This window comes from Mycobacterium sp. NGS26, assembly GCF_059813025.1.
In genome coordinates this window covers 1-394 of sequence record NZ_JCALDU010000043.1, presented here as the reverse complement: position 1 = coordinate 394, position 394 = coordinate 1, and the positions used below count along the sequence as shown (strand labels likewise).

Annotated in this window: 1 protein-coding gene; it reads right to left on the bottom strand. The window is 73.6% G+C overall.

Going from position 1 to position 394, the window contains the following annotated elements; genetic code table 11:
• Positions 1-394, bottom strand: a 394-nt coding sequence (locus AC5Y6X_RS24475) for an AMP-binding protein (RefSeq protein WP_499989727.1), incomplete at both ends; no start/stop codon positions are given.

Sequence of the window (394 nt, the reverse complement as noted above, 5' to 3'; positions counted from 1 at the left end):
CGATCACCACCGCGGCATCCACCCCGTCCACCGCGGTCAGGGCGGCCTGGATTTCGGCGGGCTCGATGCGATACCCGCGGATTTTGACCTGCTCATCGGCGCGGCCCACATACACCAGCTGCCCATCGCCACCCCAGCGCACCAGGTCCCCGGTGCGATACATCCGCGCCCCGGCCGCCCCGCCCAGCGGGCAGGGGACAAACCGGGACCCGGTCAAACCCGGCCGGCCCCAATAGCCCACCCCCACCGCGGACCCGGCCACATACAACTCGCCGACCACCCCGACCGGCACCGGGCGCAACCACCCATCGAGCACCAAAAGCGCCGCCCCGGGCACCGGCGCCCCAATCGGCGCCACCGGCTCACCGGGGGTCAGGGGGGCGCTGATCGCCGC